Annotated in this window: 28 protein-coding genes, 1 tRNA gene and 1 pseudogene; 5 read left to right on the forward strand and 25 right to left on the reverse strand. The window is 60.1% G+C overall.

What is annotated here, in order from left to right; translation table 11 throughout:
- Position 1: 1 nt before the first annotated feature.
- The 13 genes from IB272_RS10830 to IB272_RS10890 all read right to left on the reverse strand — a co-directional run bounded on the left by IB272_RS10830 (position 2) and on the right by IB272_RS10890 (position 8,511).
- Positions 2-448, reverse strand: coding sequence for a phage tail tube protein (locus IB272_RS10830; RefSeq protein WP_192444413.1), 447 nt, complete (start codon positions 446-448; stop codon positions 2-4).
- A 50-nt stretch (positions 449-498) separates the two neighbouring features.
- Entirely contained in the window at positions 499-681 is a 183-nt protein-coding gene (locus tag IB272_RS10835) for a hypothetical protein (RefSeq protein WP_192444414.1), read from the reverse strand.
- Positions 681-1,094, reverse strand: a complete 414-nt coding sequence (locus IB272_RS10840; protein ID WP_192444415.1) for a DUF3168 domain-containing protein — start codon at positions 1,092-1,094, stop codon at positions 681-683. The genes IB272_RS10835 and IB272_RS10840 overlap by 1 nt, the downstream gene beginning before the upstream one ends.
- Complete coding sequence (locus IB272_RS10845) at positions 1,095-1,511, reverse strand: HK97-gp10 family putative phage morphogenesis protein (RefSeq protein ID WP_192444416.1); 417 nt, start codon at positions 1,509-1,511, stop codon at positions 1,095-1,097.
- On the reverse strand, positions 1,511-1,855 hold the full coding sequence (locus IB272_RS10850; protein ID WP_192444417.1) for a phage head closure protein: 345 nt from the start codon (positions 1,853-1,855) through the stop codon (positions 1,511-1,513). Before IB272_RS10850 ends, IB272_RS10845 begins: the two co-directional genes overlap by 1 nt.
- Positions 1,855-2,274 carry a hypothetical protein gene (locus IB272_RS10855; protein WP_192444418.1) on the reverse strand — a complete coding sequence of 140 codons (420 nt, stop codon included), beginning with the start codon at positions 2,272-2,274 and terminating at the stop codon, positions 1,855-1,857. Before IB272_RS10855 ends, IB272_RS10850 begins: the two co-directional genes overlap by 1 nt.
- 17 nt (positions 2,275-2,291) lie before the next feature.
- Positions 2,292-2,837 carry a head-tail connector protein gene (locus IB272_RS10860; protein ID WP_192444419.1) on the reverse strand — a complete coding sequence of 182 codons (546 nt, stop codon included), beginning with the start codon at positions 2,835-2,837 and terminating at the stop codon, positions 2,292-2,294.
- Positions 2,797-3,000 (reverse strand): hypothetical protein, encoded by a 204-nt coding sequence (locus IB272_RS10865; protein WP_090301528.1) that lies wholly within the window; start codon positions 2,998-3,000, stop codon positions 2,797-2,799. Before IB272_RS10865 ends, IB272_RS10860 begins: the two co-directional genes overlap by 41 nt.
- 45 nt (positions 3,001-3,045) lie before the next feature.
- Positions 3,046-4,320, reverse strand: a complete 1,275-nt coding sequence (locus tag IB272_RS10870; RefSeq protein ID WP_192444420.1) for a phage major capsid protein — start codon at positions 4,318-4,320, stop codon at positions 3,046-3,048.
- Positions 4,321-4,414: 94 nt separating this feature from the next.
- On the reverse strand, positions 4,415-5,020 hold the full coding sequence (locus IB272_RS10875; RefSeq protein WP_192444421.1) for an HK97 family phage prohead protease: 606 nt from the start codon (positions 5,018-5,020) through the stop codon (positions 4,415-4,417).
- A complete protein-coding gene (locus tag IB272_RS10880) occupies positions 5,017-6,282 on the reverse strand; it encodes a phage portal protein (protein WP_192444422.1) in 1,266 nt (421 codons plus the stop codon). The genes IB272_RS10875 and IB272_RS10880 overlap by 4 nt, the downstream gene beginning before the upstream one ends.
- Positions 6,282-8,069 carry a terminase TerL endonuclease subunit gene (locus IB272_RS10885; RefSeq protein WP_348646783.1) on the reverse strand — a complete coding sequence of 596 codons (1,788 nt, stop codon included), beginning with the start codon at positions 8,067-8,069 and terminating at the stop codon, positions 6,282-6,284. Before IB272_RS10885 ends, IB272_RS10880 begins: the two co-directional genes overlap by 1 nt.
- Positions 8,070-8,097: 28 nt before the next feature.
- Positions 8,098-8,511: a P27 family phage terminase small subunit gene (locus IB272_RS10890; RefSeq protein WP_246810343.1), complete on the reverse strand. Its 414-nt coding sequence runs from the start codon at positions 8,509-8,511 to the stop codon at positions 8,098-8,100.
- A gap of 511 nt (positions 8,512-9,022) precedes the next feature.
- On the opposite strand from IB272_RS10890, the gene IB272_RS10895 reads away from it, so the two are divergent.
- Complete coding sequence (locus IB272_RS10895) at positions 9,023-9,349, forward strand: GrlR family regulatory protein (RefSeq protein ID WP_192444425.1); 327 nt, start codon at positions 9,023-9,025, stop codon at positions 9,347-9,349.
- Between the two features lie 384 nt (positions 9,350-9,733).
- On the opposite strand, the gene IB272_RS10900 is transcribed toward IB272_RS10895, so the two are convergent.
- From IB272_RS10900 to IB272_RS10925, 6 genes are all read right to left on the reverse strand, one after another.
- Positions 9,734-10,729, reverse strand: coding sequence for a hypothetical protein (locus tag IB272_RS10900; RefSeq protein ID WP_192444426.1), 996 nt, complete (start codon positions 10,727-10,729; stop codon positions 9,734-9,736).
- Positions 10,726-11,118: a hypothetical protein gene (locus IB272_RS10905; RefSeq protein ID WP_192444427.1), complete on the reverse strand. Its 393-nt coding sequence runs from the start codon at positions 11,116-11,118 to the stop codon at positions 10,726-10,728. The genes IB272_RS10900 and IB272_RS10905 overlap by 4 nt, the downstream gene beginning before the upstream one ends.
- Positions 11,118-11,429 (reverse strand): hypothetical protein, encoded by a 312-nt coding sequence (locus tag IB272_RS10910; protein WP_192444428.1) that lies wholly within the window; start codon positions 11,427-11,429, stop codon positions 11,118-11,120. The genes IB272_RS10905 and IB272_RS10910 overlap by 1 nt, the downstream gene beginning before the upstream one ends.
- Before the next feature lie 10 nt (positions 11,430-11,439).
- Positions 11,440-11,613 carry a hypothetical protein gene (locus tag IB272_RS10915; protein WP_192444429.1) on the reverse strand — a complete coding sequence of 58 codons (174 nt, stop codon included), beginning with the start codon at positions 11,611-11,613 and terminating at the stop codon, positions 11,440-11,442.
- A gap of 267 nt (positions 11,614-11,880) precedes the next feature.
- Complete coding sequence (locus tag IB272_RS10920) at positions 11,881-14,265, reverse strand: bifunctional DNA primase/polymerase (RefSeq protein WP_192444430.1); 2,385 nt, start codon at positions 14,263-14,265, stop codon at positions 11,881-11,883.
- The gene (locus IB272_RS10925; RefSeq protein ID WP_192444431.1) at positions 14,243-14,491 is read right to left on the reverse strand and encodes a hypothetical protein; all 249 of its coding nucleotides are present in this window, start codon (positions 14,489-14,491) and stop codon (positions 14,243-14,245) included. The genes IB272_RS10920 and IB272_RS10925 overlap by 23 nt, the downstream gene beginning before the upstream one ends.
- 529 nt (positions 14,492-15,020) lie before the next feature.
- On the opposite strand from IB272_RS10925, the pseudogene radC reads away from it, so the two are divergent.
- Positions 15,021-15,326 (forward strand): annotated as a pseudogene (radC, locus tag IB272_RS10930) (DNA repair protein RadC); the annotation flags it as partial.
- 84 nt (positions 15,327-15,410) lie between these two features.
- On the opposite strand, the gene IB272_RS10935 reads toward radC, so the two are convergent.
- Together IB272_RS10935 and IB272_RS10940 are read right to left on the reverse strand one after the other, a co-directional pair.
- Positions 15,411-16,589 (reverse strand): putative zinc-binding metallopeptidase, encoded by a 1,179-nt coding sequence (locus IB272_RS10935; RefSeq protein ID WP_060583197.1) that lies wholly within the window; start codon positions 16,587-16,589, stop codon positions 15,411-15,413.
- A 51-nt stretch (positions 16,590-16,640) separates the two neighbouring features.
- Positions 16,641-17,630, reverse strand: coding sequence for a magnesium and cobalt transport protein CorA (locus IB272_RS10940; protein ID WP_244496862.1), 990 nt, complete (start codon positions 17,628-17,630; stop codon positions 16,641-16,643).
- Positions 17,631-17,887: 257 nt separating this feature from the next.
- Between IB272_RS10940 and sthA the strand changes: the two genes are divergently transcribed.
- Together sthA and IB272_RS10950 are read left to right on the forward strand one after the other, a co-directional pair.
- On the forward strand, positions 17,888-19,303 hold the full coding sequence (sthA, locus tag IB272_RS10945; RefSeq protein ID WP_034796590.1) for a Si-specific NAD(P)(+) transhydrogenase: 1,416 nt from the start codon (positions 17,888-17,890) through the stop codon (positions 19,301-19,303).
- 191 nt (positions 19,304-19,494) lie between these two features.
- Positions 19,495-20,298, forward strand: a complete 804-nt coding sequence (locus IB272_RS10950) for an endonuclease/exonuclease/phosphatase family protein (protein WP_060583196.1) — start codon at positions 19,495-19,497, stop codon at positions 20,296-20,298.
- 177 nt (positions 20,299-20,475) lie between these two features.
- Here IB272_RS10950 and tig read toward each other — a convergent pair whose 3' ends face one another.
- From tig to IB272_RS10970, 4 genes are all read right to left on the reverse strand, one after another.
- On the reverse strand, positions 20,476-21,954 hold the full coding sequence (gene tig, locus IB272_RS10955; protein WP_034796594.1) for a trigger factor: 1,479 nt from the start codon (positions 21,952-21,954) through the stop codon (positions 20,476-20,478).
- A gap of 179 nt (positions 21,955-22,133) precedes the next feature.
- Positions 22,134-22,218 (reverse strand) — tRNA-Leu (locus tag IB272_RS10960).
- Positions 22,219-22,401: 183 nt separating this feature from the next.
- Entirely contained in the window at positions 22,402-22,983 is a 582-nt protein-coding gene (locus IB272_RS10965) for a GDYXXLXY domain-containing protein (RefSeq protein WP_060583195.1), read from the reverse strand.
- Positions 22,980-24,089, reverse strand: a complete 1,110-nt coding sequence (locus tag IB272_RS10970) for a DUF2157 domain-containing protein (RefSeq protein ID WP_060583194.1) — start codon at positions 24,087-24,089, stop codon at positions 22,980-22,982. Before IB272_RS10970 ends, IB272_RS10965 begins: the two co-directional genes overlap by 4 nt.
- A 933-nt stretch (positions 24,090-25,022) precedes the next feature.
- On the opposite strand from IB272_RS10970, the gene IB272_RS10975 reads away from it, so the two are divergent.
- Positions 25,023-25,166 (forward strand): DUF1127 domain-containing protein, encoded by a 144-nt coding sequence (locus IB272_RS10975; RefSeq protein ID WP_064816990.1) that lies wholly within the window; start codon positions 25,023-25,025, stop codon positions 25,164-25,166.
- The last annotated feature ends 22 nt before the right edge of the window (positions 25,167-25,188 follow it).

The raw sequence follows: 25,188 nt of genomic DNA on the forward strand, positions 1-25,188 counted from the left end.
ATTAGGCCTTATCTGTCACGGTCGGGATTCCATCAAATTCGATGGACAGTTCACCCGTGACCTTCTGCCCACGCTCAGCGGTGTTGTTCAGGGAGACCAGATAGGCTGGCCCGCTCTCATACTCCGGCGAACCGACAGAGGCATTCAGATGAGCGATTCGGATGTTTCTGGTGGCGCCGGAGGCCCACCAATCGTAAAGCGTGCCATGGCTTTCGGCAGCCCACACACCAGATGCAGAAATCGTGCACTCCTGGCTCTGAACGGCACGCTCCAGAGAGGCAGGCAAACTTTCGTCCGAGCAATCCGGGACTTCGGTAGTTGCCATATTTGACTGGCGGTTGATCGATCGCGACGTGAGGCCGCAAATCTTGCTGTAAACGCCACTTCCTGGGGTCGTCTCAACCTCAAGAACCATTTGATGAAAGTTCGCAGTAGTCGCCCGCGCCATGCTTTTCTCCAATAAAAAAGCCGCTCACGGCGGCTGCTGTGATTGGGCGGTCAGCCCTTTTGCTTTTCTTTCCGCCTCGGCGGCGGCACCTTCACCGCCCAGCCTTTTGAGACGGCATAGTCAACGAAGTCATGCGGAAAGCACTGCGGCTCCGCTTTCGGCTTCGCGTTAAATGAAAACTTGCAGTTGGGCCGCGACCAGTTTGTCTCGCGACGAAACACGGCCCAGGCCATCACGGCTCCTCAATGAGCGCAGTCACGCTCGCAATACCGTGCGTTATGAGCGGATCCGGATCCGCGAAAACCCGACGGAAGTCGACGCGGATCTCGGCAAGCGCATTCTCTGTCAGAGTCAGCGATTGCTCGTGCAGCGCCTTGTAGATCAGGAATACGAGACGCTTCGCCTCGACCTGGCCGACCGCCTTGGACCACACATCCAACTGAATCGTGTGCTCTCCAGAAAAGATGCAGTCAGCGCCATCCTCGACGACATCCGACGGTCCGAACGACACGTATGCTGTCTTCCCCTTGTAAGGGTCAGTCGGCACGCGATCATAGACCCCGCCTGCCAACGCCATGATTCCGGTATTTCCGGTAAGCGTGGTGAACAGCAGCTTCTGCAGTTCTGTTTCAGCAGATTCCGCCATTTATGCCTCGCTCTGCGTAACTGGTCCGACGAAGCGGATGGCTTTCTTCACCTCCCGCTTGATACGAGACTGAATGCGCTTCCGGAGCGTGCGGTATGAGGGAAAGAAGAACGGCTGCGCACGCATCTTGATGGTGCCGAACTCGATCCATCGCGCCTTGTAGTCGGTGGCATAGACCGTGATCTTGAGACCGCGCGCGTCTGGCTCGCTCTCGGCGAGAACAACCGACTCCTTTGGCGCCTCGCCCCATGTCCACGCGATAGATTCGCGCAGGTCGCCCTGGTCGACAGGCACCAGCCTGCGCATCATCTGCACAAGCTCGTCGGCACCCTTCTCCATGGCCTTGCGAGCGGCGATTTCCACCCGCTTCGGCATTGCCAAGAGCTTTTTCTCGAGTTCCTTGACGCCCTTAGCCATCAGGGAACCACCCCGCGTTCACAAAGCAGGTCGATCCAAGCGCGATCGACATCATGCGTGACGTCCTTGATCGCGTATTCCACGCCGGTGCGCGTGTCGGTAAGTTTCCACTCGGCGGTCACTGCGCGAGCGGCCGTGCTGGTCCGTATCCGGATGACAAGCGGGTGCTTGTTCTCAAGCCTTGCCGCCATGACGGCCTCGCCGCCCCGCAGATGCGTGTAGCCGGCGGCAGTCTGGAACTGAAGCACCCAATCGGTGACGGTGTTGCCGTAACCGTCGTCGAGCTCGCCTCGCTTGAAAAGAGAGACGCGCTCTTGCAGTCTTCCCGCGCCTCCCTTGGCCATTAGAGGGCGACGCCGCTGTACTGGAAGTCTAGCCTGATGGCCGACGTGCTCGTGGCAACACCAACAATCGTGACGTAGTCGCCGGTCAGGATGTCAGCCAAGGGAGCGATTCCGCCAGGGTTGGGCGAAAGGTAGTAGGTCGTGCCGGCGACAACAGTTGCACCGATCGTGATCGGGCCTTCCGTCTGCACGGCAAGCGGCTGGCCGTTGCTTGCGCCGTTCAATGCGACGCCGATCTTGCCCTGGCCGCGCGCTGCTGCGGTCGCCGCGTCAGCGTCTGCCAGCAGCCACTTTCCGGTGGTGGTTTGGTCAAGAAATACAAGTTTTCCCGCCGTAATCGTTTCGCCGGCTGTTCCGTGTTCGATGCGCGCTCCTGCTCCACTAATGCAGTTAGCCGCGGTAATCGTGAGATCCGCCATCTAAAATCTCCTGCGGCTTAGGAGCCGCGTCTGTAGTTGCAAAGAAGCGCGTCAAACGCGGTCCAATCGTCGAGCTCCGCGTTTTCGCGGTTCTCGTAGGCATCGGCGATGTTCAGGAGGATGGCGTGCTTTACAGCCGCAGGTGCGGCCGCGTATCCAACCACCGCTGTGACCACAATCCGCGATCCAGGCTGTATGGCCGGCCATTGCTGGCCGTATTTGGTGACAATTGCCACCTCTAGGCCGTCATTCCGGAGCTCGTACACCGACTCAGCAAGTGTCTGGTTGCCGCCGCCGGTATCTACATAAGCGATCGACGTCACAGAGGTGACGGGCGCCTCTGGTAGCCTTGCGAAGGCGCAAAAGCCGTCGCACTTCATCTCGACCGTCTGGCTGGTAAAGCGCGTATTACAGTACTTTTCGGCATGATCTCGCATCGACGAGATCATCAGATTGATGTCTTCGTCGTCGTCATCAAAGGTGACGTGGAGCCGGCGCTTAACCTCTTCGAGGCTGACTGGCTCAGTCGTCGCCGCCGTTGCCACTTTCGTCGGATACCACATTCTTGCCTCTCTTGCTGCGCTTCTCGGTCGGCTGAACGTCGACCGGCGCCGCGAAACCAGCATCAATCAGCCTGACCGCTTCCGCATGAGGGAATTCTCGCTCGTCGCCTGGCGCCAACGAATATTCGTTGCCGGCGAGACCGACTAACATCTGAATTTTCATGATCTCTCCTGGGAAGGAGGCGGGCCGAAGCCCGCCATCCAAGCATTAGGAAGCAGCGGTGATCAGGTGCTTCACGGCTGCAGCGTCGCCGAGCTCACCGTCAAAGCGGATCAGGCCGGCGATGCCAAGATCAGGCCAGAAGCGCTCGCGCAGAACGCCAATGACCGGCGATCCTACCTTGCGGACGAAGTACTTCGAGAAGTCGCCGAAGAGCATGACCTTCTTGGCCGCAGCAAGCGCATCCATGTCATCGTTGATGCTGTAGCGGTAGCCGAGCAGCGTTCCGGGCTGGGCGGTCGTGACGTCCCCCATTTGCCACAGAAAATTCCCCTGCCCGTCTTTCAATTTTCTGATGGCCGCGAGCGTAGTGTCCGCGAACATGAAACGCGTCTTCGGCGAACGGCGGTAGGCCGCGTTGACCGAATGCAGAAGGTCGATGATCTCGTCGGCAGCGATAGCTGCAGCGGCGGCCCCGGTCTTGCCGAGCGAAGATGCCGTGACTACGCCATTCGGGTCGCCAGTGCCGTCGCCGATCGTAAGTTCGCGGTTCGCGATGCGGCCGAGCCGTTCGCCGAGTAGCGAGCCGAGCAGGGATTCCATATTGAAGATGGAGTCCTGTGCCAGTTCCATCGAGAACTTCACGAATTCGGTGTCGTACACGTAGGCATCGAGCCGCTTCTGGCCAAAGACAACATCTTCCGAGCCATCGTCGGTTAGCGCAGTGCCTTCGGTGTGCTTCGCGCCAGACTTCGCCGTGTCGTCGACAGTGGGAAGGTTGATTTGGTTGCCGCTCGCGGTGGAGATTACCGTCGCGATGTCCTCGTCGTACATCGGACCCCAGTCTTTCATGGAGCGAACAATGATGTTGGCAAGCTCTACTGGCACGGTGTAACCACCGGGACCACCGGAAGTGGTCACCTGGGTGCGGAATTCCTCCTTGGCCGAAGCATCCACGCCAGCCTTCAGAACCTTACGCTCTTCGGCGTTGAGCTCACCGATGTCCGCACCCGAGGCAAGGAACTTGTAGAAGATCGAGCGGTATTCGATCGTCTCTCCATCGTCCTGGCCGCGGGTTTCGGAGTCGCCATTGTTCGGGCGTCGATCGCGCTGACGCTCAGCGAAACGAGCCTCGATGGCTGCCTGGCGCTCTTCGCGTTCGATCTGCTTCTCGACTTTGTCGAACTCGGCCATGATGTCGTCATGACGCTTGTCGAGCTCGGCGGCGCGGACTTCATCGGTGTTCTTGGTGATTTCGCCAAGCGCTTCGCGGGCCTGCGTCACGAGACGGCCGCGCTTTTCCTGCAGTTCAGTAAGGGACATGATTTTCCTTTCGGGCAAAGAAAAAGCCCGACGCGAGCGCGTACGGGCTTGGTGAAATGGCAGGACGTTCCTGCCCTCCGGCTAAACCGGGTGACTAAGAGACGTCCTGCCGGATGCCCCTAAATTTCTGCTCCATCGCGGCCTTCTTGCCGGCTATGCGACGTGCGGCCGCTGCGTTATTCTGTTGGCTGCGCGATCCTGAACGCCACTGGTCAAGCGAGCGAACGCCGACAGTGGTGTCGGCATAAGCAGGGAAAGTAACGATCGACACCTCGTCGATTTCCAGCTTTTCGAGCGTGCGAAGCGGCGGGTCGACGGTATCGTCCCACGACTGCTTCGTTGCACGGAAGTTGAACGAGCATCCGCTCACATCGCCTCGCTCGACGAGTTTCCCGACGTCCTTGCCGGTGCTTGTATCCGGGAGATCCACTTCAAATCTCAGCCCCTTGGCGTCCTCGAACAATCGAAGCGTCCGGGCGACGGTGCGGCCGAGCACATGATCGCTATCGTGATTGAACAGGCATCTGACATCGCCCTTGATCGTCTCTGCGAAGGCGCCGGGAGCAATCTGTTCGGTGAAATACCCGCCGATGTCCGTCGGTGAGTTGAATACGGCAGCATAGCCGGTGAGCGTCTTCGTGCCACTCTCGTCTGCGCGCAGTTCGACCTGCTGCGCTATGCGCTTCTCGAATTCGCTCATGCGGCTTCCGCCTCGTCTGCTTGATTGTCGTTGGCTGGCTGCTGATCCGCCCCGGGTGTGTTTTGCTGGCCGTACGTCGCCGTTCCAAGCGGCGCCGTGGCTCCTTGAAGGAACAGGTCGTCACCGTGAGGCTTTGCCTCCCTGTGCTCCAGCGCCCTCGCCTCATTCGGCGTCAGCAGCGCGTTCTGAACAGCCTTCGCCAAGCCATCCATTCGGGAGAGGAAATCGCCGCGCATCAAGCCGTCGAGGACGTGCGAGATGTAACGGCTTCCACCGCCACGGCCGAAAAACTTGAGATTCATCTCGTCCTCAAGTGCCTTCGCCCATTGGCCGACGAGGTGCTGGACGAGCATGAGATTTTGCTGCTCGGTGTTCGCCATCGTGCCATGCGTCAGATCCTGCAGAAACACAGGCGGGAGCTGGTACGTCCTTGCGATTTCTTCCACTTGGAATCGCCGGGCCTCGACCATCTGGCCTTTGGCTGGGTCCATCCCGACCGGCTTCAGCTCATTGCCGGGAGGGATTGGAAAAATCTGGCTGCTGCTAGACTTAGCTGCGCCAATTGCCCGCTTGATATCCTCATGCGCTCGCTTCAGGGCATCAGCGCCTTGGGGCAACGGGCCAACCAACGCGAGAGGGGGAACTCCACCGCCCGAGAAGAAGTTGGATCCGTAATCGTTCATAGCCAGGGCAAGCTGAATAGCTTTCGAGGCCTGACTGATCGGCCCGTAGTGCTTTATTCCGTCGCTGCGCCGCATGAACGGCACATCGATGACATCAGCCGCGGCGTAGGTCTTGCCGCCAAACTCATACGTGACCTTCAGCCCGACGCGCTTGATCGTGGTCTTTGCGGGGTCCATCGGCCAAAGCGAGTCAACGCCCTGTGGCGTCCGCTCGATGTATGCCAGGCCGCGGCCGCCTGTGAAAACTTGCTGCCAAAACCACTGCCAGAACGCAAAGGAGCCTAGTTCATCGTTTGGAGCGACGTTCACCACCGTCTCCAGCTTGCCACCGACACGCTTTGCACCTTCCTTTGTGTCGCGATAAGCGTGCCGCGGCAGTGCCGCTAGCGTGCGCGAGAGGAATGCGACAGCGGCCCATACGGCCGGCACACTCAGGGCGCTGTCGATCGTGACATTGGGCAGATTTCCCGATTGCACGCCAAAATAGGCGAGGAAGCTTTCCGCACTGACCGGGATCTTCTCATTTTCGGAACTTGAGCGCGATTCTGGCGCATTTCTTCGGGTAAACGGCCATCGCATCAAAATGCTCCTAAATCCGCTAGTGAAAATGAGGGATCGTCCCAGGCCGAGGTCGGGACCGGTACTGCACCCGGAAGACCATCGGCAGCCGCACAGGTGGCCATCGCAATCGTCACAAGGCCGTCGATCCGGCCGCGAGAGCGTTTCTTGTCGAATGCGCGATTGCCTTGGCCGTCGGCATCGACGAGCGCGTTGCCGGCACACATGTACGTGACCGGCGAGGAGTCGATGGTGATCGACCGTTCGAGGATGCGATCCTCGAGACGTTCGATCGCTCGTGGCATGCAAAGTGCCCGGTCTTCAAACACCACGCGCTTGCCTTGACCATGAGCGATCAGCTTGAGCCCCTGCCCTTCAGGTTTGTCCGGACCTTCGTACTTCCAAACTGGGAAGCCGATCTGCTCGCACGCTCCGATGAAGTCGGCCATGCCGGCGGGGTCAAACGCCAGAAACTCGACATCGTGCTCAGCACAGAGCTTCTTGACCTCAGCCGCCACGAAGGTCTTATCGATGACGGCGCCGGATACAGCTGTCAGGTCGACCAGCGGGTCCTGCGACCACTCCACGTATTTCGCGTTGTCTGAAAGCGCTCGCGCTTCCAGCCCTTCCTTCGTGGTCCAGTACCAGGTCTTCGCATGTAGATGACCGCCGTCATCGGCCCAGACAGCGGTAAGGGCCGTCAGGTCGTTCTTGTCGCTGAGGTCCAGAGAGAGCCAGCACTTGCGGCCGCGCTGCTCCTTCGGATCAACCCGACCTTGAACAGCAGACCATGCATCCTCCGCGATCCAGAAGTCAGCGGCCCCAATCGGAATCCCGAAATAGAGGCGCTTGACCGAGAACGACGTCGACAGCAGCACACGCGCCGTATTGACCTCGCCGCGGATGTTCTCAATCGGAAAGGTCACGCCGAGCGCCGGCAGCGACTTTTGCCAAACGGCCTCATTGTCGAAGACGGTGTCGCGGTCTGCCTTGTCGACACGACAGATGAACGCAAACGCCTCATCGTCGTTTATCTCGCCGGTGGCGACTTTCTGGTAGAACTCGCTGTATTCGGTGCCCACGATTTGGGTTGATGCCGGCGTGTTCGTGCCCAGCAGCATGAGCCCGTCGCCAGGCATTTTCGCAATGGCTCGCTTCCATGTCTCGATGGAGTCGTTGGTCCGGAATTCGTGAATTTCGTCGGCCGCCACCATGATCGGGCGGGGTCCGCTGATGGCCTGACCATTGGCCAATGACTGGAATTTTCCGCCGATCTCGGGGAACTCGATCTTCCAGGCGTTATCGCCCTCGCCACGGATGATCACGTCGCCTCGGGAAACGAGTGAATCCTCCTCGTCCTCTTCGCCCCCTGGAATGGGAGCCCGGCACATCGCCACGGCATCCTTGAACAGAACGTTGGCGGTGGCGCGGTCCTGGCCGATCGAATAGACCTCGGCTCGCTTCACACCATACCATCCGCCCATGTAGAGGCCCGTTGCGGCCATCCAAGGGGACTTAGCCTGACCTTTGCCAGTTTCTACCCAAGCAGAGCGGAAGCGCATCCGACCGCTTTCGCGACGCCAGCCAAAGAGGCTGCCTGTGCAGAAGACCTGCCACGGAAGAAGATTGAACGGCCTGCCTTCGGCGGCACCGGCCGTGATCGAAAGGACCGCTGGTGCAAAACCGACGGCTAGCGCGGCATCCTTTGGGCTCCAATAGAGGCCACGCTTCTGTCCGTCGCGAAGATCCTTGAGATGCCGTTCGGCGGCGGCGACTTGGTGCTCGCCCGCAATAATCTTGCCAGCCACGACATCCTGGGCGTACTGCGTGGTCGGGTCAGTCGGCCCGAGGCTTGAGGTAGGCGTCTGCCGCGCGGGCCTTTTTCTTTCCACGCTGCACCTTCGTTGCTTTTCCTCGGCTGAGTGGGTCTAGGCCTAGTTTTGCCTCAAGAACGACGATACGAGCGTCGGCGTGCTGCATCGCAGACCAATAGGGGTTCCACTGCCCGATTTTGGCGCGCTTGTTGCCCGCGAGGATGGTTCCGTGTTCGGCGACATGCTTTGCCGCCCTCCAATATTGGACCCTGAACTCAATGAGGCGCCGAACGGTATGGCCGTTGGCGTCGGCGATCGTTCCAGCTGTTTGAAGATCCGCCATGACAGCGGTCCACTGTCGGCCGGCTTCCAACGCGTCACCCTGCTCTGGATAGAGTTCAAACCAGTCCGGCTCCCTTAAAGTCGTTTCTGTCAACGTCATCCCCTACGGGGATGGCGATCATCCCCCCTCTTCAGATTTGCTCTCGGTGCGAACGGACCTGGGGCGCGGGTACGGCGTCTGAACGGTCGGACCTCGTCACCCACCCCCTCCGGCCCGATTCCAGGGGTGCAGGGGGTCCAAGGGGCGACCTTCGATGTCGCACCCGATAACATGACCGCGCTTCTCCTCGCGCTGGATCAAACCGTCGTGGTGCGGCTGACACACGCTCTCGTGATTGTCCGGATCGACGAACAACTTCCAATCCCCGCAATGAGGAGTGCGGTGGTTTACGACCGTTGCTTCAGTCACGATCTCGGATTGAAGGCACCGCTCACATAGCGGCTGGCGGGCAAGCTGCACCTGACGTGCGTCCTGCCAGGCTTTCAGGCCATACCAACGGTGGTAAGTCGCTCGATCTATTCTAAGGTGGTCACGTGGCTCTACAACACGGCAGGGCTGTATGCTATTCATTGGCAGTCTCAACTTTCTTGGAGCATCGCAAACAATGAAAAACGGCCTCTATCGTGTGCATTTCCAAACACCTCTGGGCTCGGGCGCTGGCGTCGTTCATGCCGTCGACGGTAAGATGTGGGGCGGTGACGCTGGCCTCTACTATGTCGGCTCATACACAACCGCAGGAGACCACCTGACAGCCGTCGTAACCACAGACCGCCACACAGCGCACAATGGCGTCACTTCGGTCTTCGGCATCGACAAAGCTACCATCAACCTCGATGGCCGCGTTTCCGGAGACAACATCTCGGCCAAGGGAACGTCCCCGCAAGCACCGGGCATCAACTTCACTGCAGAGCTTTCGCGCGTTAGCGACTAACCGCCGACGCTGAGCCGAAAAAAACAAAGGCGGCCCGCTCAATCCTGCAGAACAGGAGAGCGGGCCGCATGATCACCCGTCGCCAGAGGAGGAGGCAGCGCCAGGGGATGGGAATGCCCACGGAATGCCGCGTCCAAGCCGCTGGCATCTAGCCGTAGATGGGCAATTGGTGTCGCAGGCGGCGCCCATACGGTGTGCCATTCCTGTGTATCGGGCTTATGCGTCCACGGCCCGGCCTGCCAGTAGTTACCCGCATTCATCGCTGACGCGGGCTCGGTCGCAAATCAAGCTGCGCACCGAAAAAGAAAACCCGGCGCTGTAGCCGGGTTAAATTTCTGATCTTGGATACAAGTATAGCACAGGCTGCCGGAGATAGCCGGAGACCTATGCAGCGAGGCGGGTCAGACCGTAACGCTGAGCCAAAATCCGCAGACCCGCGTTGAGACGTTCTTTCGCCGCGGCCGTCGCTGTGTCCTTACCGGAATAGCCACAGTGTGCCCTGCCCGCATCGAGCAACGTCTTGCCTTCCAGCACAACCGCGTCGACTACCGCACCGTAGCGGCTGCCGATCGATCGCCTCGCCGCGCGGAAGCGATCCTTGGCGATCGTGGACCGCTCGGACACAGGAGGGCCGCCGGATCCGTCGACCATTGGTCGCGAATAGTCGATGGCACCTAGAGGATCGAACCCGGCGGCGTGGTGATCTTGTTGGTACAGCCGGCCGGCAGTAAACAAGAGCTCATTGATTTCAGGGTCCTCGTCGAGTTGCTTGCGTTTAGCCATGACGTCGAACGCAGTATCGAAGAGGCGACGTGCGCCTTCGACGATCTCACTGTTGTCATTGGCTGCAACCAACCGCTCTGCCGTCGCGTCATTCTCACCTAACGATATCCCGGGCAACGTGACCTTACCGGACAGCATCGTGGGCTTAGCTTTCGCGCCCCACCAGCCGCGAGCGACATCGCCGATCCCCGCCGTAAGTTGGTGGGTGGCATCGAGGTTTGCTCTCGGGTTCTCGATAACAAGTGCCATCCGGACTGCACGCTCTCGCTTAGGCGTCCGGATCGACCGCATAGCCTTCTCCAACATCTCGCGCAGAGCAAGGCGAGGTTTGCTGACCGACGACCACTTACCTTCCTTGTCGCGCCAATTGACGATTGCTGGGCCGTTCAAAGGAGAGCGCCCCGCGATTGCCAATCGGTGGAGAATCTCGCCGGCGTCACGCTCGTCAGATGTGAGGGCACCTGTTGTCGCTAGGTTGGCGAGCAAGCGGAGAGGTTCAACAGGAACCGTCGGATCTCCGTCCGCCAAGCGGTCATTGACCGCCAGTTCGAAATCGGACGATGCAAACTTTTCGTTGATGAAATCACTAGCGCTCATTGTTTGCTCCATTTCTGCGGTGGTTTGATATTGTCGATCGCGTCGGACAACATGTTCGGGACATCATCCGGCTCGGCAAGGATCGCCGCTTTGTTGCGCGCTAGGTTGAAAGCCGCCAGGCGCTCGCGCTCGTACTGTGAGCGTGGCACGCACAAGCTGAGCAAATAGGCCGTGTCCTCCTTCGCTTTCGCCGCCTTTTCCTCGAGCTCCGCGATGCGTACCTGAAGCGTATCGATCACGCGATTGGCATCTGCCAAGTGTCGACGGTAGTGTTCGCCCCGGGCGCGAGGGTCGCGCGGTGCTGTGCTGTCGGCCACGATCGTCCGGATAGCCTCCTGTGCGCGTGCCGCCTCGCGGCGGATTGATTTGTCAAAGTTCTTGATGCGCATCACGAGTTCACCACGTCGTCGAGTAGCGACGAAAGATGGTATGCGACACTGGCCTTGTAAGTTGTCGGCCAATGCTCCGGCATCTCCGCCATGGCCATTGCGGCGCCGTGAGCGGGCGTGCTCGGATTGTGCTTCTCGAATGCAGCACGGATGGCCGGCCCGTCGTGCAGTTGGATCCAGCCTTGGCGTGGTGCATCGATCGCCTCGACGGCGGCATAAAACTTGCCAAGTGCTCGGCGGATGCGGGCCACGTCTTCTGGCGTCGCGGCGATGTCGTGCTTGTCTGCGAATGCTTCTGCTGTTTTGGTCATGTCGTTCTCCTCAGTTGCTAATCTCGGCACGGTCGATCCAGTGCCATTCCCATTGGCGGTGCGTTTCGCACCAGACCAGCGCGAGTTGCTCGTCGCCGGATATTTCGTCGAGTTGATCGACCTGACTCGTGTCCAGACGGTGGGTAGTTTTCCGGCCGCGTTTCGTTTCGCTAACTTCAATCACGTGTTCTCCTTCGCGCGTGTGTGTGACTAACGATTTGAGCACTCAAAAACCGCATTGGGGGCATCTCCCCATGCTAGATGTACCCACCCTTGTATATATTATTGTTTTTATTGTATTTTTTAAAAGAAAGACTGGGGGAAAGGGTGGGTGCAAGGGTGGGGGAAAGACTGCCGGAAGACTGGGGGAGAGCAGACGGTGTTTTTTGGAGTACGCCGATTTTGCCCCCACCCTTTCCCCTGCCTATCCCCCAGGCAAATCCCCTACCTTTCACCCAGCCTCAATCGGGACAATGACCGCCCCATTTGGCAGCGATTCAGCCGACCAAAAGCGCATTTTCGACTGGCCACTCTCCGTTGTGAGTTTCGCGAGATGTATCTCCCTCGCCTGCCGCAGCATGGCCATGATGTCTTCAAGTCGCCGGCGGTCGATCGCGCCTCGGAGGTTTTTTACGATCTCGCGCGCTGTAATTCCGTCCGACCCTCGGCGCGTGATCTGCTGGCGCACGCGCAAATACTCGGCCGCCCGATCATTGTCAGCGATATTGTCGTTTGCGCCTCGCAGGATCACGTTGAGGCTGTGTTCGGCAACGGCATTAGCCCACGTCTGAATTTCTCGAGTTACGATCGGTTCCTTCGGGTCGCACCCGACTGCAACGATTAGCGCCAGCCTGGCGGAATTTTCGCCGACGCGGTTGAGGATTGGGCGATACTGCGGGTCGATCGTCCGTTTCATCGCGCGGATGCGATCGTCAAAGTCTTCGAACAAGTCGTCGACGCCGTCTCCCCATTGTGCTGTCATAATAGGATGCGGCTTTTCGTCAGATCTTGCTGAAAGTGCGCAAAACGACCCCGTGAACTTTCCCGCGGACAGCCCGAGAAGCTCAGCTACCTGCTGAGACAACACGGTCGGAATGTCTTCAATGCTATTGGGAGGGCGGCGCACTTTCACCGGCTCTGCATTTCCGACATCAATAAGCACGAGGCGGCCAAGCAGGCCCTCGGAGATGTTTCCGCTCGATAGCGCATTCCAGAACGTTGACGGGGTCGAAACTCCATGAACGCTCAAGCATGGCGCAACGATGCGAGGAATATTGCCGCCCGCCTTTTCCTGGCCACCCCAAAAACCAGTCGGAGCCCCAGTCAGCTCCATGAGAGAGGCTGTTATTTCGGCTCGATGTGAGGCGGTGTTTCTCCCGGTATGCTCGGCGAGCCACCGTCCAAATTCGTCTTGAACCGCTATGGCAGAGGGTGACTTCCTGAGTTTGCCTGCCAAGCCGGGAAGGCTTCGAATTTGATCGGCAAAAAGTGCCTCGCTGACCTTGTTGCCCCACGAGGTGGAATCGGCAAGCGCAGAGGTGGCTCGAATTGTGATGTCCTTGCCGAAGCCCGATTCGGCGAGTCCCACCACATAGAGGTTGCTTCTAAGCCCTGTTGGACCTCGATACCGCCGGCCGATCAGACCGGCCACGAAGGCAAGCGACGCGACTAGCGAGAGGTGCGGCGAAGGGAAGCGAGCGCAGCCGACAATGAAGCGCGTGAAATCGCCCACGGCTCCTGGCGGGAAGCAAAGATGCTCGGGCAAACCAGTGGCCTGCGGTAGGACTGCTGGCTCCTCGTCTGCTTCATCTTCTTTTTGCACGTTGTCGTTCGCAGCCGCAGGAACCTTAGTGAGGCTGCCGAGCGTCATACGAGCGCCGATATCGCGGTCCTCCCAGCCTAGCTCCTTGGGGGCTCGACCGAGGCGCTCGCACAGCCAGAAAGCGGCCATTTTGGGGTTGGCGGCGCCACCATAATCGATGACAAGCTCAACGGCGGTGCACGCCTTTTCAGTGCCAAAATCGCGGATGCCATCCTGATGGATGGAAATGTCTTCCTCCAGCGAACGCCCGAGATCCTCTGAGGTGATACGCCATGCGCCGGTCCCCGCCTCTTTCGTTGCGGTTGAGAAAAGGTCGCGTACCCAGCGGTCAGGCTCGGCGAGTGCCGCGGAATTCACCTGTTTCCAGAAGCTGCCGCCGATCGCCTGCACAGCACGCGGCTCGGCTCTCTTGCTGATAGCCGTCCCTATGGACGCGAGGTAGGCGTCGGCGTCGGCCACGAATGCGTCGATAGTCTCGGCATGGATCTCTGGCAGGTCTGCGAACGGCACGTCGAGCGGAGATGCGCCTGTCCACTCGTAAGCCTTGTCGGTATCGGGATGGATGCCGAAGGCGACAAACTGCTGGCCTTGGCCCAAGATTTCAATCTGGCATTCGAGGCCGTTGACGATGTACTTGCCGGTGATTTTCTTCCGTCGAGCGTCCGATGCGCGGAAGATGAAGGTCACCTTTGGAGCGCGGCCGATCCGCTGTAGAGCGCGATCGGCGCCGGGAAGAGCCAGTGCCATTGTGCGCAGGTGTTCCGCTGCGTAGATATCCGGAACGTCGATATCGACGGCCACCACTTCGCCGCAGAGGATGCCGGTATTAGTATGGTCCGAATAGCGTCGGATCTGACCATCGATCTGCTCGGGCTTTGGCCGGAAGCTTGACCATCCTTTGATCTTCGGGCGCTTGCCGTCAACCGGGACGGGTACATATCCGTTGGCGAGCAATCCGCGGCGGAGTTCGGCTAGGCTTTGTGAGGGGTTTTCAGGCTGCGCTGAGGCGGTCAAGGTCTACATCTCCGATAGCTTCACGAGCTGCTTGCGTAATCGCTTCAGCCGTTTCCGGCGTAAACGTCGCGGTTGAATTGCCAAAGGCGCTGGCAGAGTGAACGCGAAGGCCGCGCGGTGTTTGAGAGAGCTTCAGGTTGAAGAGGCGGATCCCGCCAGGGAGCTCGATGTCGAAACGAGCGATCGCGTTGCCTGCAGGCAGCGGCCTGATAGAGAGAACCTTCATGTGATCCTCCTCTCTGCCTGGCGAGCAGCGCGTGCTAGTTGCTGCCAACGAGCGAACAGTCGATCGCCGCGGCGGTTCTCAGGGAGATACAGAGTCCAGTCCGCCCCCTCGGGAACACCCAGGGCTCTCCGCGTTTCATCCTCGAAAGCGCGCAACGCCGCGCTCGTCTCCTCTATTTTTCGCAAACAGAATCCTCCTCTCGCCGGCGCCGGCGCCGGTCGGCTCATGGTTGAAAATGGAACTTAGATGCGATCTGAGCCGTTCATTCTCCAAACAAAACGGAGGAGCGAACATGAACCAGATTGTTTACGTTGTCGGACTTGTTGTGATCGTCTTGGCAGTTCTGGCGTTCTTCGGTCTCGGGTAAGCACTTGCAATTAATAACCGTGAAGCGTTCGCGAGCGTCAAGGGCACATACTAAATATAGTATTATGTGGGGATTTCTGCCACTCAGGCCTATATCTTGACGCTCCCACCACATTCCGATCGAGGTGCGGGGACGCCGGCAAACTAAATCAAAGCGTTACTACAGTTCCGCATCCTGTTCCTCGACAAGCGCAACACGCTGATTGCCGACGAGGTGCAGCAGAAAGGTACGATCGACCACACGCCGGTCTACCCGCGTGAAGTGGTCAAGCGCGCGCTGGAACTCTCGGCCACCGCGATCATCCTGGTGCACAACCATCCATCCGGCGATCCGACCCCGTCGCGCGCCGATATCGACATGACGAAGCTGATCGTCGAAACGGCGAAACCGCTGGGGATCGCCGTGCACGACCACATCATCATCGGCAAGGACGGCCACGTGAGCCTGAAAGGGCTGCGGCTGTTCTGAGCGCGCTGGCACCCAGCCGTTTCGCGCGGCGGAGCTAGCAGCCCGGTGGTGACGCCGCCCCGCCGCAAACAGTGGCGAAGGCGTTTACCCCAAAAAGCCGGCTTCGACAGACTCCGTCCCCGCCGAGCGTGAAGCCTCGATGACCATATGCACGAACTGCAGTTTCGCCACTGACGGTTTCGACATTACGAAGGGGTAGAAGTCCGGCTGGCCCATGCTGCGCGCCAACTCGTTAAGCACCATCGTCATTTCGATCCAGGAGTTCAACAGCGACAGAAACCCGTCGGCGCCGGTGTCGTCGGGCGCATACAAGGCGTCGCGCTCGAATGGCTCGACAATCGCTTCAAGATCCTCTGCATCGAGCCCAAAGCCGAGTGCCGTGCCCAGGCTATCGATCATATGCAGGTAATGCGCCCAAGTTTCGGCCCAGTCTTCCCAGGGATGTGTGGAAGCATAGGAACTGATGTACCGATCGGCCCAGTCTGGGGGTGCGCCATTCTCATAGTTCGCCTTCAATGCCGCCGCGTAATCGGCGCGCTCATCGCCGAACAGCGTGCGAAACGGCTCCAGCCAGGGTCCGTTGAAAACGAGCCGGTTCCAGTAGTAGTGACCGACCTCGTGTCGAAGATGGCCCAGCAGCGTCCGATAGGGCTCGTACAATTCGAGCCGCATCTTCTCGCGCTGGACCGAATCCGCCTCCTCGATGTTGACCGTAATCAAACCGTCGGCGTGCCCGGTCAGCACGCGCGGCCCGTTCGGTGGCGAACGCAGGAAATCGAACATCAGACCGTGTTTCTCGTCCTCGTCGACCTTGGACTTCACGGGCAAGCCGAGTGCCAGCAACTGCGACACGAGCCGTCGCTTCGCCACCTCAAGCAGACCCCAGTAGCGGGCATTGTCCTCGCGATCGAGATTCGGAATTGTCCGGTTCAGCCGGCAGGCGATGCAAAGTTCCCCTGGTTCGCTGGCCATCAGCATCCAGTTGCACTGCGCCGGCGTGTCACGGTTGCCGCAATACTTCAGCAACGGCCGTTCCTCGCCTGCGGCCCAGATACCTGGCTGTGGGCCGGGGTCGAGCGGCAGCAGCGAATCTTCACTTGGCAGATATCCGAGTGGCGTCTGGCAGCTGTTACAAAACATGTTGCCGAAAAACACGTGACTGCCGCAGCGACACACAAAGGTGCGCGAGTACCGCTTGGGTACGTCGCGGTGTTTCCAGTTCGTACCGATCAGGTCGCCGAGCGTTTGCAGAAGGGTTGCCACCACATCCTCCGAGTTCGGGAATTGGTAAGGTCTGCCGGTCAGTGCTCCGGCCTAAAGCCATTTCGCGCGGCGGAAGAACCGGTAGAGCGTGCCGCAAAGACCGATGATCACTGCAAGGACGACGAAGTAGCCGTAGCGGAACTTCAGTTCCGGCATGTCGTCGAAGTTCATGCCGTAAATGCCGGCGATCGCCGTTGGCACCGCGAGGATCGCGGCCCAGGACGCGAGCTTGCGCGAGATTTCCGTCTGCTCGGATTGACCGACCATCAGGCTCGCCTCGAAGGTGAAGGCAAGAACCTCACGCAAAGCGTCGATATCCTCCTGAACGCGGCGCACGTGGTCCGTAACGTCGCGGAAGAGCGGCTGCAGTGCTGCCTCCATGCCCGGTAGATCGATGTGCTCATGCCGTCGGCAGACGTCGACCAGCGGCACGACCGCGTTTCGCAGGCGCAAGAGATTGCGCCGCAGCAGATAGAGGCGTTCGATGTCGCCCTTGACCAGCCGCTCGCGCAGCAGCCGGTCCTCCAGTTCCTCGACCTCTTCGTGGATCGCCTCGATCACCGGCATGTAGTTGTCGACGATGAAATCGAGGATCGAATAGAGGATGTAGTTTTCGCCGTGGGCCAAGGCTGCAGGAGATGCTTCGCAGCGTTGGCGCACGGCCATGTAGGAGGTCGACGCGCCGTGCCGGACCGAGATGACGTAACCGCGCCCAACGAACAGATGCGTCTCGCCGAAGGCGATCTCGTCGCCAACCATATGCGCAGTGCGGGCGACGACGAAAATCGAGTCGCCATAGATCTCCAGTTTCGGCCGCTGGTGCGCCTTGCAAGCATCCTCGATCGCCAGGTCATGCAGATCGAATTCCTGCTGGATCTGCCGCAAGAGTTCCGCATCGGGCTCATGCAGGCCGATCCAGATCACTGTGCCCGGGCGGTCGCGCCACTTGCCCGCGTCTTCGATGCGGATATCGCGGACGCGCACGCCGTTCTCGTAGACCGCGGCCGCAACGACGCCCGGCTGCGGCTGCGAATGCGGCATGACGCCCTCAGCGCCAGACTGTGGCAAAGCCCTGTTCGTCAGCTCCAATCCCATCGTCAGCCTCCCAGGCAAATACGACACCGACGGGCCCCGCATGTCGTAACGAAGCCAAGCATACGCGCACTCCCTTATATATTCTCATCCGACTGTTTCGGCTATGAAAACCACTTCATCAAACCGTGCCATTGACGGTATAGAGGCTTGCGAGCGAGAGTTTTCGCAACGCACAACGATTCCACCTTCTAACGGAAACGCCTATGAACCAGTTCGATCTCATCGTTGTCGGAAGCGGACCTGCCGGCCGCCGCGGCGCCATCCAGGCAGCCAAGCTCGGCAAGAAGGTCCTCGTCATCGAACAGGGAAAACGCGTTGGCGGCGTTTCGGTTCACACCGGTACGATTCCCTCCAAGACGCTGCGCGAAACGGCGCTCAATCTTTCGGGCTGGCGCGAGCGCGGCTTTTACGGGCGCTCCTATCGCGTCAAGCAGGAGATCAGCGCCGATGACCTACGGCAGCGGCTGATCATCACCCTCAATCATGAAGTCGAGGTTCTCGAACATCAGTTCGCGCGCAACCGCGTGCAGCAGATGCGCGGGAAAGCCAGCTTCGTCAATCCGACCACGCTCGAAGTCGTCAAGGACGACGGCGAGACCATGCTCGTGTCCGGCACCAGCATCATGCTTGCCGTCGGCACCAAACCCTTCCGCCCAGATTACATGCCGTTCGACGGCAAGACTGTGCTCGACAGCGATGAACTGCTCGATATCGAGACCCTGCCGCGCTCCATGGTGGTGATCGGCGCCGGCGTCGTCGGCATCGAATACGCGACGATCTTCAGCGCGCTCGACACCCAGGTGACGGTGATCGATCCGAAGACGACGATGCTCGATTTCATCGACAAGGAAATCGTCGAAGACTTCATCTACCAGCTGCGCGACCGCAACATGAAGCTGCACCTCGGGCAGAAGGCCGACACGGTGGAGCGGCTCGACGATGGTAAGGTGCTGCTGACGCTCGACAACGGCCGCAAGATCACAACCGACATGGTACTCTTTGCCGCGGGCCGCATGGGCGCCACCGATACGCTGAACCTGCCCGCAGCCGGGCTCGAAGCCGACAACCGAGGGCGCCTCAAGGTCAATCCCGAGACGTTCCAGACCTCCGTGCCCAACATCTATGCCGCCGGCGACGTCGTCGGCTTCCCGAGCCTCGCCTCAACCTCGATGGAACAGGGGCGCATCGCCGCCCGGGTCGCCATCGGCGCGATCGCGATGGAGCCGCAGAAATACTTCCCCTACGGCATCTACGCCGTGCCTGAGATCTCCACCTGCGGTCTCTCGGAAGAAGAGGTCAAGGAACGCGGCATCCCCTACGAATGCGGCATTGCCCGCTTCCGCGAGACCTCGCGCGGCCACATCATGGGGCTCGATTCCGGCCTGTTGAAAATGATCTTCTCGCTGAAGACCCGCCGCCTGCTCGGCGTGCATATCATCGGCGAAGGCGCGACAGAGCTGGTGCATATCGGCCAGGCCGTGCTGAACCTCAAGGGCACGGTCGAGTACTTCGTCGAAAACACCTTCAACTACCCAACGCTGGCCGAGGCCTACAAGATCGCCGGCCTCGACGCCTGGAACCGTATGGGCGAGATCAAGCAGGAAGCGCCGAAAGCGTAAGCATCCAGCGACAGAGCTGACCGCCGTCAACGCTGACGGCGGCGGCCACGTGCCTAGAGGGCAACGATTTTGGTTCCGCGTTGCCGAACCGATCTCTCCGGGTTTGCCATCCCACAGACCGCATCTGAAGTGCGCAGGACGCCGGCGAATCGGCTAGCTTCACCTCTCCCGATCCAAGAGAGCCGAACACCATGCGCATCCTTTCGCTCAATGCCTGGGGCGGCAAGCTCCATTCGCCCTTGATGAAATATCTCGCCGATGTCGACGCCGATGTCCTGTGCCTGCAGGAGATCGCGCGATCACCGACGACCGAGGCCGAATGGCTGAGCTATCGCGATGCGGATGTGGAACTGCCGCAACGCGCCAACCTCTTCGACGAGATCGCCGCCGTACTACCGGGACATGATGGATTCTTCTGCCCGACCGCGCGAGGGACGCTCTTTGCTGGAGACACGCCCGTGGCATCGGAATTCGGTCTGGCAACATTCGTTCGGCGGGGCTATTCCGTCATCGGCCAGGCCCTCGGTTTCGTGCATGGAAGTTTTTCGCCCAACAGCTGGGGGCCGCATCCGCGTGCGCGCAACGCCCATTGCATTCGCCTGTTCGATCACGACGCCGGCACTCCCATCACCATCGCGCAGATGCACGGCCTGCGGGAGGTCGGCGGCAAGAACGACAGTCCGGCACGCCGCGCGCAGGCGGAGGCGCTGGTAGGTCTCGTCCACCAGGTCTGGCCCGGAGACGAGCGGCTTGTCGTGTGCGGTGATTTCAATGTGCTCCCAGACAGCCAAACGTTTCAGACGCTCGGCCAGTTGGGGCTCGTCGACCTCGTTGTCACCCGCGGCCACACGGACACGCGCACGTCGCACTATCTAAAGAGCGGCCGCTTTGCCGATTACATGCTGGCGAACGGTGCAGTCAGCGTCGCTCGCTTCGATGTCGTCGCAGAGCCCGAAGTCTCCGACCATCGCGCCCTCCTCCTCGACATCGCTTAGCGCGCCGCGGGTTTCACTGAGCCACGAAGTCGGCTCTGGCTGAATCAGCTGACACTTCCGTGTGTCGCTGAAAGCAGGATGCTCTCGGTCAGCGCTGGACGAAGAGCTCGCCTCCCGCAACGAAAAAGGCCCTGCCGCAAGCGGCAGGGCCTTTCGATTCCTAAGGCTTCGATCCGATTACTCGGCGCTGTCGTCAGCGGCCTTTTTCTTGGCCGGAGCCTTCTTCTTCGGAGCAGCGGCTTCTTCGCCTTCCGTGGCTTCAGCCTTGGCGGCGGCCTTCTTCTTGGCCGGAGCCTTCTTGGCAGCCTTGCCTTCAGTCTCTTCGTCGTCAGCCGTCAGCTCTTCCTTGGAAACCGTCTTGTCGGTTACCGAGATTTCGCCGAGCAGGTGGTCGACGACCTTTTCTTCGAACAGCGGAGCGCGCAGCGAAGCAGCAGCGCCGGGGGTGTTCTTGAAGTAGTCGAGGATCTGCTTCTCCTGGCCCGGGAACTGGCGGAGCTGTTCGAACAGCGAACGCTGCAGTTCGTCGTCGCTGACCTGAACGCCGGCCTTTTCACCGATTTCCGAGAGAACGAGGCCGAGGCGAACGCGACGCTCAGCGAGCTTGCGGTATTCAGCGCGGGCTTCTTCTTCGGTGGTTTCTTCGTCGGCGAAGGTCTTGCCGGCCTGCTGCAGGTCGGTGTTGATCTGGCGCCAGATGTTTTCGAATTCGGCCTCGACGAGGCGCTCCGGCGTTTCGAACTGGTAGAGTTCGTCGAGCTGGTCGAGGATCTGACGCTTGACCTTCTGACGGGTCAGGTTGCCGTACTGGCTTTCGATCTGGCCGCGGACGATTTCCTTCAGCTTGTCAGCCGATTCGAGGCCCAGCTTGGTGGCCAGTTCGTCGTTGATTTCGATGTCCTGGGCGCCAGCCACGTCCTTGACGGTGATGTCGAAGGTGGCTTCCTTGCCAGCAAGGTTTGCAGCCGGGTATTCAGCCGGGAAAGTCACGGTGATGACCTTCTCGTCGCCAGCCTTCAGGCCAACGAGCTGCTCTTCGAAGCCCGGGATGAAACGGTTGGAACCGAGAACCAGCTCAGCGTCCTCGTCCTTGCCGCCGTCGAAGGCGACGCCGTCGACCTTGCCGAGATAATCGATGGTGACGCGGTCGCCGTTGGCGGCCTTGCCCTTCTTCGATTCGTAGCTGCGGGCGCTTTCGGCGATCTTCAGGATCTGCTCGTTGACTTCGTCTTCAGCGATCTCGACGACTTCGCGGGTCACCTTGATGCCGCTGACGTCCTTGAGTTCGATCGCCGGGATGATTTCGTAGGCAACGGTGAACTCGAGGTCGGCCTGAGCGTTGAGGATCTTGTCGGCTTCGGCCTCGTCCTCGGTCATCGCGATTTCCGGCTGGGTGGCCGACTTTTCGCCACGGCCCGACAGGATCTCGGTCGGCTTGTCGCGAACGATCTCGTTGACCAAGTCAGCCATGATCGACTTGCCGTAGACCTTCTTCAGATGCGCAACCGGCACCTTGCCGGGACGGAAGCCGTTGATCTTCACACGGTCCTTCACTTCGGCCAGACGCTCGTTCATCCGAGCTTCCATGTCCTTGGCCGGGATAACGACCTTGAGTTCGCGCTTCAGCCCTTGAGCGAGCGTTTCGATAACCTGCATGTTCAAACCTTCATTTCACGTTGACTGTGCTCTTCCCCTTCGAAAGGTCTGGCGAGCACGTGAGCCGATCCATTTGCCGGGAGTGGCTTTACGCAGTTCTGCAACCGTTTTGCAAGCAAAATGGCACTCCAGCCCCCCTCATCCTCGCAGAATCCGGACTTTGGGCGCGATCGCTGATCTGGTGCGGGTAGAGAGACTTGAACTCCCACGCCTTACGGCACCAGAACCTAAATCTGGCGTGTCTACCAATTTCACCATACCCGCGTTCAGACAATCGCACCGCCTGACCGTATTCCCGCAAGACCAACCAGCGGAATACCGCGGATAGAATGGGCATGCTGAAAGTTCAGGGCTTTCCCGAGCGCGGCGTCTCTATATCACTCGTTTTCGCGGGATCAAAGGGAAAATGCGGGAATTCCACGACCAAGCGGGTTGGCACGGCGTGACTCAATAGAGAGGCTCCTCATAGACCGGGCTGCCATTGACCGCGATCTCGCGGATCTGGGCCTTTCCCTTGGCGTCCACGCGGATATTGACGGAGAGCGCCTCGGCGTTGCGCGCCTCCTCCAGCGTCCGTCCCTCGCCTTCCGGCACATAGAAACGCTCGATCCCGTATTCTACATTGACGGACGAGAGCGCAGACGAGGGATAGTAGGCAAATGGCAGAGAGCGAAGGACGACGCTGTCGCCGGCAGGGCTAAGCGGCGCGAAGGACGCTTCGGTCGCCGCCCAGAAGCCGTCAAGCTGCCTTTCCAGCCGAACGTAGACCTTAGCCTCTTCCGACTGCTTCGGCGTATCGCCCTTGAACAATTCCGGCTGGAGCCTTGAAATGTCGTAGCTCAAGATGACGTAGTCGCCCCGAAGCAGATCGCGGGGATCGACAGGCACGGTCTTCAACAGCACGTCACGGCCGCTTCTGAGGATCGAGGCCCTGCTCTCGATCATATAGCCAAGTGCCGCCGTCTGTACGCCCGCAACCAGCAGGGCCGCCAGCAAGGGGTTCAACCAACGGGTCTTTGCGGTGGTCATCGTGGCGCCTCCGTCACGCGCGCATTTGCCAAGTGCCCCTCGATGCGGATGACGAGCCAGGCGATGCCGGCAACCACCAATCCGGAGATCAGGAAGAAACCGGAGGTGCCGAGCATGGAGCCGAGGGTTTCGAAGGCGAGATAGAGAAGCTCACCGGCAAAGGCGACGTAGCCGAGATAGCGCACCGCGCCGTTCTGCGCCCCGGCAAGCGCGATCCCGAGGAGGGCCACCAGCAGCGTGCCCGCCCCAGTTGCGACCTCCGTTGTCACTCCGACGGCTTCGAATTGAAGAGCGGTAAAACCGAGCAAGGCGAGCGCGAAGGAATAGAAAGCGGGCGCCGAACCGGCATCGACCGCCAGGGCGCGAAGCGGAGAGCCTGGCAGCGTCGCCGCCAGAAAGGCCACGAGGCCGAACGCCGCAAGGCCACCTGCAAAGGCAAGCGACGCGTTGTCGAGGTAAAGCCAGGCCAGCCACGACAGGACCAGCAGATAGGCGAGATGACGGGCCCGGTCGGCGGCCGTGAGGCGCACCAGCAGAACGACGATCACCGCGAGCGCCGGGACGGACCACACGCGCCAGTCCGGCGTGGCGCCGAACCCATTGTCCTGCAGCACCGTTCCGAAATAGAACCAGGCAAGCCCACCCGCAACTGCGGTCATTGCTGCTGAGCGAAATGCCAAGGCAGAGAGGACGGCGCCGGCAAACCACAGCAGCGCGGCATCGGCCGCGTCACCCGACAGGTGATACATCTGCCCGATCAGCGCGATGCCGCCCCCAAAGGCGGCCACCCCCAGAACGAGGGCCGCTGCGGCAAGCGTCGTGCGGCCGGTCTGGGTCAGCCAGGCAGCGGCGAAATGAAAGCCCCAGACCAGAGCGACGATGCCGGCCACCCGCGCAAGGCGTGGCAGCGCCTCCCAGTTGGCGGCGACAAGCAGCAGGATTGAGGCGGACAACAGGAGTGCGGCGAGAATGAGCAGGACGCGCCCTGCCCGGAACGTGGACTCGCGACCGTCATATTCGGCCAGCATTGCGCGTGCTGCATTCTCCTGCAGCAGCCCCTTGTCCATCCAGTGCTTGAAGTCTCGTTCGAGACGCGCGCGGTACATCCTGCCCCCAGCCTAGAATCCGATGCTTGAAATGGTCCGGTTCAGCTCCCAACTAATCACGTATCGGCGCGGAAACACAATCGCTCACTCGCGACTGCGCACCAAACCGATGAGGACGAACGAACGGCTTGCGCAATGCGCATATCTTCCATGCAGATATTGCACTGCACAAATCGATTTAAAGGTCCTATATTCAAATCATCAAAGGCGAACGAAGGCATGAAGCCAGACGGTCGCCAGCGGAAATGGCCAGCCACCTCAGTTTGCTGAGAAAGGCCCGGGTAAAACCGACGGAATTCGGACGAGCGCACTCCTCCTCCCAGCGCTCTTCCGATCAGATTGGCAACACTCCTCCTCCCAGTTGCCAATCACCCCTAATGACGCTCGCTGGACCTCCTCCCCCAGCGGGCGTTATTCTTTTCAGCCCTCCTCTCCACAAAGAAGCCTGCGTCTGCGCACCTGCACAATATTCGTGCATAATTTCGCTGCGCTCGCCCTGCGCCATGCACTGGATGCATAGGTGCCATTCTGGAACAGCGCTACCCTTCCACCCGCCTGCGTACTATCTTCAACTCATCGATCGGGGCGGCGCACTCCTCCTCCCAGCGCCCCTCGATTTGGATCGGCGACACTCCTCCTCCCGGTTGCCGATCGGAACAAAGCGACGCTCGCTGGATCTCCTCCCCCAGCGGGCGTTGTTTGTTTTTGGCCCTCACATTTCGGGCAGCTTTCCAGCCACGACAACTCGATTGCGCCGCGCGTTTTAGGCGCCAGCCGCGAACACGCCATCGCGTAGAGGCTTGCACGGCCTGCATGGGTGCGATGCAGCATTGTCTCTGTAACTTCTGCTCAAAAAGATTATATTTCAGAGCATCAGATGACGGCCAGCAAGAGAGATGAGCGCTGGCACACGACCCTAGAAAGGATAGGATCATGAACCTCGCACGTTCTTTCAACAATTGGCGCAAGTATCGTCAGACCTGCAACGAACTCGGCCGTATGACCGACCGCGAACTGTCTGACCTCGGCATCGGCCGTGGCGACATCCCGTACGTTGCTCGCCAGGCGATCAAGTAATTCAGGCTGCGCGTCAAGCGCA

The sequence above is a fragment of the Ensifer sp. ENS08 genome (genome assembly GCF_014852195.1).
GTDB classification, from domain to species: domain Bacteria; phylum Pseudomonadota; class Alphaproteobacteria; order Rhizobiales; family Rhizobiaceae; genus Ensifer; species Ensifer adhaerens.

Bases quoted from the DNA above. Each gene is read 5' to 3' on its own strand.
- IB272_RS10830 (WP_192444413.1), bottom strand. From the start codon at position 448: ATGGCGCGGGCGACTACTGCGAACTTTCATCAAATGGTTCTTGAGGTT.
- IB272_RS10835 (WP_192444414.1), bottom strand. From the start codon at position 681: ATGGCCTGGGCCGTGTTTCGTCGCGAGACAAACTGGTCGCGGCCCAAC.
- IB272_RS10840 (WP_192444415.1), bottom strand. From the start codon at position 1,094: ATGGCGGAATCTGCTGAAACAGAACTGCAGAAGCTGCTGTTCACCACG.
- IB272_RS10845 (WP_192444416.1), bottom strand. From the start codon at position 1,511: ATGGCTAAGGGCGTCAAGGAACTCGAGAAAAAGCTCTTGGCAATGCCG.
- IB272_RS10850 (WP_192444417.1), bottom strand. From the start codon at position 1,855: ATGGCCAAGGGAGGCGCGGGAAGACTGCAAGAGCGCGTCTCTCTTTTC.
- IB272_RS10855 (WP_192444418.1), bottom strand. From the start codon at position 2,274: ATGGCGGATCTCACGATTACCGCGGCTAACTGCATTAGTGGAGCAGGA.
- IB272_RS10860 (WP_192444419.1), bottom strand. From the start codon at position 2,837: ATGTGGTATCCGACGAAAGTGGCAACGGCGGCGACGACTGAGCCAGTC.
- IB272_RS10865 (WP_090301528.1), bottom strand. From the start codon at position 3,000: ATGAAAATTCAGATGTTAGTCGGTCTCGCCGGCAACGAATATTCGTTG.
- IB272_RS10870 (WP_192444420.1), bottom strand. From the start codon at position 4,320: ATGTCCCTTACTGAACTGCAGGAAAAGCGCGGCCGTCTCGTGACGCAG.
- IB272_RS10875 (WP_192444421.1), bottom strand. From the start codon at position 5,020: ATGAGCGAATTCGAGAAGCGCATAGCGCAGCAGGTCGAACTGCGCGCA.
- IB272_RS10880 (WP_192444422.1), bottom strand. From the start codon at position 6,282: ATGCGATGGCCGTTTACCCGAAGAAATGCGCCAGAATCGCGCTCAAGT.
- IB272_RS10895 (WP_192444425.1), top strand. From the start codon at position 9,023: ATGAAAAACGGCCTCTATCGTGTGCATTTCCAAACACCTCTGGGCTCG.
- IB272_RS10900 (WP_192444426.1), bottom strand. From the start codon at position 10,729: ATGAGCGCTAGTGATTTCATCAACGAAAAGTTTGCATCGTCCGATTTC.
- IB272_RS10905 (WP_192444427.1), bottom strand. From the start codon at position 11,118: ATGCGCATCAAGAACTTTGACAAATCAATCCGCCGCGAGGCGGCACGC.
- IB272_RS10910 (WP_192444428.1), bottom strand. From the start codon at position 11,429: ATGACCAAAACAGCAGAAGCATTCGCAGACAAGCACGACATCGCCGCG.
- IB272_RS10925 (WP_192444431.1), bottom strand. From the start codon at position 14,491: ATGAAGGTTCTCTCTATCAGGCCGCTGCCTGCAGGCAACGCGATCGCT.
- IB272_RS10940 (WP_244496862.1), bottom strand. From the start codon at position 17,630: ATGCCGCATTCGCAGCCGCAGCCGGGCGTCGTTGCGGCCGCGGTCTAC.
- sthA (WP_034796590.1), top strand. From the start codon at position 17,888: ATGAACCAGTTCGATCTCATCGTTGTCGGAAGCGGACCTGCCGGCCGC.
- IB272_RS10950 (WP_060583196.1), top strand. From the start codon at position 19,495: ATGCGCATCCTTTCGCTCAATGCCTGGGGCGGCAAGCTCCATTCGCCC.
- tig (WP_034796594.1), bottom strand. From the start codon at position 21,954: ATGCAGGTTATCGAAACGCTCGCTCAAGGGCTGAAGCGCGAACTCAAG.
- IB272_RS10965 (WP_060583195.1), bottom strand. From the start codon at position 22,983: ATGACCACCGCAAAGACCCGTTGGTTGAACCCCTTGCTGGCGGCCCTG.
- IB272_RS10970 (WP_060583194.1), bottom strand. From the start codon at position 24,089: ATGTACCGCGCGCGTCTCGAACGAGACTTCAAGCACTGGATGGACAAG.
- IB272_RS10975 (WP_064816990.1), top strand. From the start codon at position 25,023: ATGAACCTCGCACGTTCTTTCAACAATTGGCGCAAGTATCGTCAGACC.